General features: G+C 35.0%; 12 protein-coding genes. 5 read left to right on the top strand and 7 right to left on the bottom strand.

From position 1 onward, the window contains the following. Positions 1-31: 31 nt before the first annotated feature. The 3 genes from GH715_RS20695 to GH715_RS20685 all read right to left on the bottom strand — a co-directional run bounded on the left by GH715_RS20695 (position 32) and on the right by GH715_RS20685 (position 2,244). Positions 32-1,027: a glutaminase gene (locus GH715_RS20695; protein ID WP_153837147.1), complete on the bottom strand. Its 996-nt coding sequence runs from the start codon at positions 1,025-1,027 to the stop codon at positions 32-34. Positions 1,028-1,141: 114 nt separating this feature from the next. Further along, positions 1,142-1,603 carry a hypothetical protein gene (locus GH715_RS20690; RefSeq protein ID WP_163578814.1) on the bottom strand — a complete coding sequence of 154 codons (462 nt, stop codon included), beginning with the start codon at positions 1,601-1,603 and terminating at the stop codon, positions 1,142-1,144. A gap of 68 nt (positions 1,604-1,671) precedes the next feature. Then, positions 1,672-2,244, bottom strand: a complete 573-nt coding sequence (locus GH715_RS20685; RefSeq protein WP_018930732.1) for a nitroreductase family protein — start codon at positions 2,242-2,244, stop codon at positions 1,672-1,674. A 119-nt stretch (positions 2,245-2,363) separates the two neighbouring features. Here GH715_RS20685 and GH715_RS20680 point away from each other — a divergent pair, with 119 nt between their 5' ends. The 3 genes from GH715_RS20680 (at position 2,364) to GH715_RS20670 (ending at position 4,090) form a co-directional block, all read left to right on the top strand. Then, entirely contained in the window at positions 2,364-2,522 is a 159-nt protein-coding gene (locus GH715_RS20680) for a hypothetical protein (RefSeq protein WP_153837149.1), read from the top strand. 95 nt (positions 2,523-2,617) lie between these two features. Continuing rightward, entirely contained in the window at positions 2,618-3,874 is a 1,257-nt protein-coding gene (locus GH715_RS20675; RefSeq protein WP_153837150.1) for a helix-turn-helix domain-containing protein, read from the top strand. A gap of 60 nt (positions 3,875-3,934) precedes the next feature. Then, complete coding sequence (locus tag GH715_RS20670; protein WP_018930735.1) at positions 3,935-4,090, top strand: DUF1540 domain-containing protein; 156 nt, start codon at positions 3,935-3,937, stop codon at positions 4,088-4,090. 57 nt (positions 4,091-4,147) lie between these two features. Here GH715_RS20670 and GH715_RS20665 read toward each other — a convergent pair whose 3' ends face one another. The 4 genes from GH715_RS20665 to GH715_RS20650 form a co-directional block, all read right to left on the bottom strand. Next, entirely contained in the window at positions 4,148-4,285 is a 138-nt protein-coding gene (locus tag GH715_RS20665) for a YvrJ family protein (RefSeq protein ID WP_018930736.1), read from the bottom strand. A 125-nt stretch (positions 4,286-4,410) separates the two neighbouring features. Then, complete coding sequence (locus tag GH715_RS20660; RefSeq protein WP_153837151.1) at positions 4,411-4,623, bottom strand: DUF2922 domain-containing protein; 213 nt, start codon at positions 4,621-4,623, stop codon at positions 4,411-4,413. 34 nt (positions 4,624-4,657) lie between these two features. Beyond that, positions 4,658-4,882 carry a DUF1659 domain-containing protein gene (locus GH715_RS20655; RefSeq protein WP_153837152.1) on the bottom strand — a complete coding sequence of 75 codons (225 nt, stop codon included), beginning with the start codon at positions 4,880-4,882 and terminating at the stop codon, positions 4,658-4,660. A gap of 397 nt (positions 4,883-5,279) precedes the next feature. After that, a complete protein-coding gene (locus GH715_RS20650) occupies positions 5,280-5,915 on the bottom strand; it encodes a hypothetical protein (protein WP_153837153.1) in 636 nt (211 codons plus the stop codon). A gap of 585 nt (positions 5,916-6,500) precedes the next feature. On the opposite strand from GH715_RS20650, the gene GH715_RS20645 reads away from it, so the two are divergent. Then, positions 6,501-7,061, top strand: a complete 561-nt coding sequence (locus GH715_RS20645) for a sigma-70 family RNA polymerase sigma factor (protein ID WP_153837154.1) — start codon at positions 6,501-6,503, stop codon at positions 7,059-7,061. Further along, complete coding sequence (locus GH715_RS20640; protein ID WP_153837155.1) at positions 7,048-7,929, top strand: hypothetical protein; 882 nt, start codon at positions 7,048-7,050, stop codon at positions 7,927-7,929. Before GH715_RS20645 ends, GH715_RS20640 begins: the two co-directional genes overlap by 14 nt. Positions 7,930-8,217: the final 288 nt, after the last annotated feature.

The following is an 8,217-nucleotide window of genomic DNA, read 5'->3' as shown; positions in this document are numbered from 1 at the left end:
CTTGAAGAGGGAGACTTCTTTCTGAAGAACGTTAAAATATACTTAAATCCCACTGTTTTGCTATATGCCGGAGAAGTTTAATTCCTGCGATACTATTGCCTTGTTTATCAAGCGCAGGGCCATAGACTCCGATTCCACACCCTTCAAGGAAAGGAAGATCTTCTTGTCTTGCTCTAGGAGGAGAAACGGCAATAATTCCACCAGAAACACCACTTTTAGCTGGAATTCCGACATACGCAGCAAATTTCCCAGATGCATCATACATCCCGCAAGTCAACATCAAGGACTTTGCTAAACGTGCAAATTGCTTTGGTATAATTTCTATCTCTGTTTTAGGATCTCTACCGTCATTTGCTAATACCGTTCCTAAATGCGCCAAATCCTGAAGGGAAATTTCAATTGAACATTGTTTAAAATACGTTTCCAATGTCAGTTCTAACTCTGATTCCAGATAACCCGTTTCGACTAGATAATATCCAATAGCTCGATTTCTCATCGAGGTTTCTCTTTCCGATTCGAAGACATCCGTATTTAATGAAGGACGGTATCCTAGAATAGTTTCCAACAACTGAAAAAGGGGCTCCAGTTTCTCATCAGATGTTTTACCGTTCAATAGCGAAGTTACGGTAATTGCACCAGCATTCACAAATGGGTTAAATGGCTTTTTGAGCTGCTTCATTTCTAGATGCATAATCGAATTAAAAGCCTGACCAGTTGGCTCCACATCAACCCGATCTAATACATAGGGAACGCCTCTTTCCATACATGCTACAATAAAGGTAAAAACTTTGGATATACTTTGTAACGTGAAAGGAATATCAACATTTCCAGACTCAATCGTAACTCCGTTAATCCCCATGATTGAAATTCCCAAGTGACTCTTTTCTGCTTGACTTAAAAGTGGTATATAGGAAGCAACTTCCCCTTCCCCCGTATGTTTCAAATAAAAATCCACCCAGTCATCCACATAATTTTGCAACCAATCTTTGGTTAACTTAGTATTTTGATTAATAGCTCCTTGTACCAAAATAACCACCTCATCAGGTAGTAGTTTGTGTATCTATTCGTGAAAGTTGCATGCAGAGAGAAAATAGTTACATTATTAAGTTCGGTATAATCGATTACTCGTAGATGCAAACATTCAATTCATGATTTTAGGATTCTTTTCCTTGGATACTTGGCTCTGTTCCGGGGATATGTCCTCCGCTTCCGGGGATAACTGCTTCGCTTCCATGGATATCAGCTTGTATCCCCGGAAGGGAAGACTTTTTCCATGGAGCAAGGTGCTCGCTTCCGGGGATATGTCCTCCGCTTCCGAGGATAACTCCTTCTCTTCCCTGGTTGTCAGCTTGTATCCCCGGAAGGGAAGACTTTTTCCATGGAGCAAGGTGCTCGCTTCCGGGGATATGTGGCGCTCTTCCGGGGATATGTCCTCCGCTTCCGAGGATAACTCCTTCTCTTCCCTGGATGTCAGCTTGTATCCCCGGAAGGGAAGACTTTTTCCATGGAGCAAGATGCTCGCTTCCGGGGATATGTGGCGCTCTTCCAGGGATATGCCCTCCGCTTCCGGGGATATGTGCTTCGCTTCCCTAGTTATTAGCATTTATCCTAGAGAAATACTTATCCAAGAAAAAACACGCACATCTTATAAAATGTGCGTGTACCAAAAAATCAACCTCTAAATTCACCTTCCATAACCGTTTCTGTTAGCGGGCGACGGTCAGACGGTTGTTCACGTTCTTGGAATTTTTCCTCTAATTTTTCTTTTTCATCTTGGTAGCCGATTGCAACGACAGCATGAATTGCATATTGCTCTGGAATGTTTAAAACTTCACGAGCTTTATCCTTATAAAATCCACCCATTGCGTGTGTGATGAGTCCTTTTTGCATTGCTTGTAAAGCTAAATAACCCCAAGCTGTACCAGTATCAAAACCGTGTGTTCCTCCAACTTCTGTATCAGAGATAATTAGTACATATGCGGGTGCCTTGTCACACCAAGCGAGATTCCCATCCATAATAAAAGATTGAAACTTCTTGCGGTCCTCTTCTGTTCTTGCAATGATAAAACGCCACGGCTGCTTGTTACTTGCAGATGGTGCCCAACGTGATGCCTCCAATACTGACATCAATGTCTCTTCATCCACTTCTTGTTCTGAAAAAGAACGAGGTGACCAGCGCTTTAAAAAGATATCATCAATTGGGTAATCTGGTTTACGATAATCATTAATATTAATGTTTTTCACGATATATTCCCCCTTCAACCACACATTATATGCTAACTTGGAAAATATCTCAAAAATCACGATTTTGGGCGATTGTCATAACTTATAGTAACCACATACTTAAAGGAGATAACAACACCATGAAAAGGTTTTTTTATTTTTGCTTCATCATGATTGTTGGTTTCGCCATGTTTATCATCTGGTTACTCTTTATTGTACCGTTGATCGGTTTAAAAACATTTATCATTTTAATAATTATATTAATACTCCTCTTTTTAATTGAGATTATTTGTAAATAAATAGAATATTTTAGTAAATATATGTGGATTTTAGAATGATTCTATAGTATTATATATATTGTACTAAATCTTATGAGGAAAGTGATGTGAAATCAGTGTATGAAAAAGGAAAATTAATTCGTAAATATCGTAAAGAACACAATTGGACTCAAGGAAAATTAGCCAAAAAAGTGAACACAAGTGTTACAACGATCAGTAGAGTTGAATCGGGTCAATCTTACCCCTCTGAAGAACTAATGTCGAGGATCGCAAAAGTCCTGCAAATAAGAGAACTATCCCATCCAGAATACCATCCGCTCAATACTCAATTAACCTCCTGGCAACAAAGCATCAACCAAAGAAATTATGCGACCGCCAATAAATACTACAAAGAGCTCAAAAAATTTCCGATAACTTATTTTTATAATCAACGTGTCATATATACATGGTGCAATTTCCAACATGCACTTAATCTTTTCCACACAGATGCAGCTGAGAAATTCTTAGAAGATGCTAAGAAATTTGCTGATACCCTTACTCCCGCTAACAACTATCCTTTTCACAAATCAATCGGCTTATATTATTTGTTACTCGACCATATAAAGGATGCATTCACTTATTTAAATATAGCGAGTAAGCAGGATCCTGTTAAGTTTGAAAAAGATGGTGAAATTCACCTATACTACGCTCTTGCCTATGATAAAATCGGACAAACCCTATGTTCTGTTTCCTATGCCTCCACTGCACTATCGATATTTCAATCAACGTTAAATCAACCCAACATTTTATTATCTCGAATCATCAAGATTAAAAGTTCCCTTCGCAGCCAACAACTACCAATAAAGAATATCATTCAAGAATTACATACCATTCTGGATAACTACACAAGCATACATAGAAATTACATCTATTATTTATTAGGCACTGCTTACTTAGCAGACAACGATTTTGAAAGCGCACTAAAATATTGCAGAAAAGCTATCTACAATGAAAAAATAATTCCATTAAAAGTCATCTATATCTTTTTCAACGCTCTTATATACGCATTGCTTGAAGATGAGGAGATGGCACTAAATGTGATAGATGGTGGAAAATCGCTTAACAAAAATAAAAAGTATGACTATTATTTCTACTTATTAAAAGGCATTATTCAAGGGACACATGGCTCTGAAAATTACCGAAACAAACTCACAAATGAAATCATCCCTTATTTCCAGTTGACAGGAAATTCACTTGATGCGAAATATTGTCATGCCATTCTAGGAGATATTTATTATCAGAAAAGTGTCTACAAAAAAGCAGCCGATAATTATTATATTTATCCTAAAAATTCTTACATTTCAGAGTTGCTAGCCAAGTACCCGCAAAAGTAAATTTTCCCACACATTATTTTGGATTATTGAATCAGAATATCCATATAGGAGGTGTGTGAGATGGCGAAAGATGTTAAATGTGAGGTAAATAACTGTAAGTTCTGGGCTGAGGGCAATAGATGTCATGCAGCTACCATCTATGTTGTCAGTCATACCGGTAAAAGTGCTGCCAATGAGAAAGAAACAGATTGCCAAACATTCGAACCGACCGTCTAACAGCCTTCTTTAATGACCTCAGCTAACTATGGGGGTTAGCTGAGGTTAAATCATTTACTACCTCATTTTCTCAGGTAAAGCAACAATGGACTCAATTAATGTATTGAGCTTCGTTTCGATACGGTGTAACAAATAAAAAGTCACCGCAACTGGAAAACCGAGATCGGTAACTAACGATATCCATGTTTGCTCCATGTGATGAACTCCTCTCCTTAAAGTGGTTGTATTTTGTTCGGATAATTTCAGAATGCTTTCTCCTTGAAACGTGCTTACATCACCTAAATGAAAAGGAGAGCTGATCTGCTCTCCTTTTTGTTACCTTAAATTTCGATTTCGCTAACATTTCGTTCGACAATGCGGGCGCTTTTCTTTGCGACTAAATCACCGCCAGAAGAAAAGAAGGCATTTTCATTAAGGATGGCATCCATTGCTGCATTAACTTGAACTGCATCGACAGGCTCCACTGGATTATCCAATGAGAAAGTAACTGTTTTCCCTTCTTCATTTTCGAATTTTAATTCTATCTTCTTCATTACCTACACCTCCCTAGTTCTTATGATTTTTGGATTAATCCTCTGTGATTAATTCTGTGTCATTACGTTTCACCGAATATAAGTCCATTTGTTGTAATGGGACAAGTACTTGCGTGATCGCTAGCAGCTGGTCTGCTGTCGCATCTAACTTCACGTTGTTAAAAGACTTGTTCTTATAAATCGGATCTCCAGAGACTGGGTCTGTGCCTTCTTCGAATGTTAATTGTAATCTGGAATCAATTCTTTCTGCAGAAGCCATGTGTGCCACCTCCCTTCACCTTTATAATCAAATTTGAAGGTTAAAAGGTGTCACTATACAGTTGTTTGTTCCTCATTTTCATAAATTAAAAAACTTTCTCCATTCTATAAATCATTTTCTCTAATTTTCTTACCTTTTGTACAAGGAAAATTCTTAAAATTAGCTCATGTTCCATCTGGCTAGCAATAAAGCAATTTGCCCCTTGTCTTGTTACCTGTCGCGTAAGGCGATTGCCATAGAGATACGATAGGGAATCTTTTCGATGTGTGTGTTATCAACTTATTCCTTACATCTTTGAGTTTTGGTAAATGTGTTTAGTTACCGACCGTTCTTAATCACTTCCTTAATATTTTGTGAATAAAAAAGACACTCACCGATAAGGTGAATGTCTCATTTTTTAAGATTCGTCCGTAGTACCATCCTCAAACATTCTATATGTTATTATTTCATCATTTTCTGTAGCGTAAGATGCACTAATAAAATCTACTTTACCTTCTTTCCACAATAAACCTAAAATAATGTCTACTTCGTTATTCTTTAACCCCTCGGTATCGAGAGCATCAATGATTTCTGGGTTGTCATAAGGTCCTTCGAAGTAATACCCTTTTGCTGGTCTAATGTTATAACGCCAGAATGGCTGAGCTGTCATTGCATCACTGCCTGTTTTAGAAGGATCCCCTATTAAATTTTTAACATCATTTTCAGTCATTCCGATTTTTAATTCGTTTTTGATAAATTCAATATCGATTTCTTGTTTATCTACGCTTTGTTCTTTGGTTGCATCCTTACTTTTTTGTGAATCATCTTCGGATTCTAGTGATGTTGTTGTCAACTGTTGATCAGATTCTTTTGTAACAGCTTCTTCATTCTCTTCACTAGCCTCTGCTTTAACATTAGAATCTGTAGATGCTTCTTCAAGTACATTTTCTTCGCTTTCATCATTAACTGATTCATTTGGAGTTACTTCATCCTCCTGTTGTCCACATCCAATTAATACTCCAGTAACTACTATTAATAACAACCATTTTTTCATACTAATTTTATCCCTCCATATTTTATTCTCACTCATTTAGACGAATTAAATTACATTATGGACTCATTTTTGTTACAAAAAGATTACAAGTTTTAAGGTAATTAAAAAAGTCATTAATCAAACTGTATTATTTGTTTTTACTTTAGTCTTTTTAAAGTCACTCCGTACTATATCATATACTAAGGATAAGATGGAGCTTTAAAGAAAGTCATATTAGATATAAGAGGCGCAGGAGGATGCTACAACTTCCCGATATATAGGTTAGAAGTATGCTGCTTCAAATCAAGGTTAAACACATAATATTCGTATATTCTCTTAGTAAGTAAATTATGCTCTTGTCTCATAACAGTTTTTGTAATGATAGAATTTTCATCGATCATAATCCCTTGTTTTTTAATCCCCCTATGAATTCCAATATCGTACTGAATGGAAATATATATACTCCAAACTATCCATATCAGTAAATTTAAAGTAACCATTTGTACCAGTCTCAAAATTACTCTATCCTTAAATAAAAAGAATTGCTGAATTTTGAATAACTTTTTCTTTTGGTTACGTCTAATTTATAAAGGGAGGTGGGGGGTATTGGAAATAAATAACAGGTTAGAGAGTGTACAATTAAAGGAAGATTTGTTAACTAAACTAATGGAAGACTATGGTGACGAATTAAAAAGAATTGCTTACCTTTATCTGAAGGATAAATCACAATGTGACGATATTGTTCAAGAAGTATTTATATCTTGTTATATGCACTTAAACACATTCCGCCATGAATCAGATTACAAAACTTGGTTAATTAGAATCACATTAAACAAATGCAAAGACTACCACCGAAAATGGAGTATACGAAATATTATTCATAAACCCGTAATTGATTCAGATTTATACAATGATAACTCTACAAATTCTGCTGAAAAAATGGCGGAACAAAAAGAGATAAAAAATGAAATCATAAATACTATCTCCAGCTTAAAACCAAAGTATAAAGAAATATTAATTCTTTATTATTTGCAAGATTTTAAACTCAAAGATATAAGTATCACTTTAAAATTAAACTTTCATACTACTAAAACAAGGTTCATTAGGGGTAAAGCTTACCTAAAAAAAGAACTGGAAAAGAGGGGATATAAAGATGGATCATTTTGATTCCCAAGTTAAAAGTCATTTAAAAAATCATTTAGACAAGAATGTTTACTTTTCTATAGATAATAAGGAAAAAGTTACACAATCTTTATTTAAAAAAAGGAGACATCCTTTTATTATTACAGGATTAACAACTTTTATATTCTCCTTAGTGTTGATACTCGCAATAAGTTTCCCTTTTTGGATACAATCGGAAAACAATATTATACTAGAACAAAGTGCCTCTCCTTTTTCAGAATTGAATATTAGTGTAAAAGAAATAATTCCTGAAGGCTTTTTTAAACAAAAAGAACAAGAAAGCGAAGAAATCCATACCATTGAAAATAATAAAAATGATATTGATCATAATGTAAGTAAGCATAATGAAAATACCTCTATAGAAGATAATAAAGATTCTAATGCGGAAGATTCTAATAATCAAGTTAATCAAAATGAGACTGTTGATGAGGAAACTTTTATTCAATTAGTTAAAAAATACAATAACATGGGAGATTATTTAACAGAAAATATGACCTTTGAGGAATCCTTAACACCAGAAGATGGTCCCGATTCTATAACTTCCTTTGAATCGAAAACTTTTAGTTCTAAAAAGGAATATTATGACTATCTTTCAACTTTTATGACTTATGATCTAGCAAAAGACTTATGGGATTACAGGCTTGTGGAGTATAACAACAAACTAGGGGTTATCCCAATGGATGGACATATATCATTTTTATTAGATCAACCTTATACAATAGAAAGACTTTCTGAGACAGAGTACTTCATTAACCAAGAGCACAGCTCAGATTTATATGGCGCTATAAACCTAACAATTTATTTTACTTTCCAAGAAGACCAATGGTTAATAAGTAAAATTGAGAAAGGATAAAATCTAATCAAGCATGTTCAGTAACAGTTCATTATCATTAATTTTTTCTTATTTATAAATAAGAAGCTAAATTGATCAGCGGACAAATTAGCATTAGTCTCAAATGTATCACCGCTAAAACTTGGTCCGCTGTCATATCTACCTTTATATTTGCTGTTGAAATCCCTTAACTTGACATTTAATTCTTTTTCTCGAAAGTTATCTGTATTCTTGAATCAAGTCTTTCTCCATAGCAATTGTACAATTTCCTGTATTTGGCAAGTAAAAAATGTATGAAATGGCAATTAA

The sequence above is a fragment of the Gracilibacillus thailandensis genome (assembly GCF_010994055.1).
GTDB classification, from domain to species: Bacteria; Bacillota; Bacilli; order Bacillales; family Amphibacillaceae; genus Gracilibacillus; species Gracilibacillus lacisalsi.
This window is presented reverse-complemented; position numbering and strand designations above follow the sequence as displayed.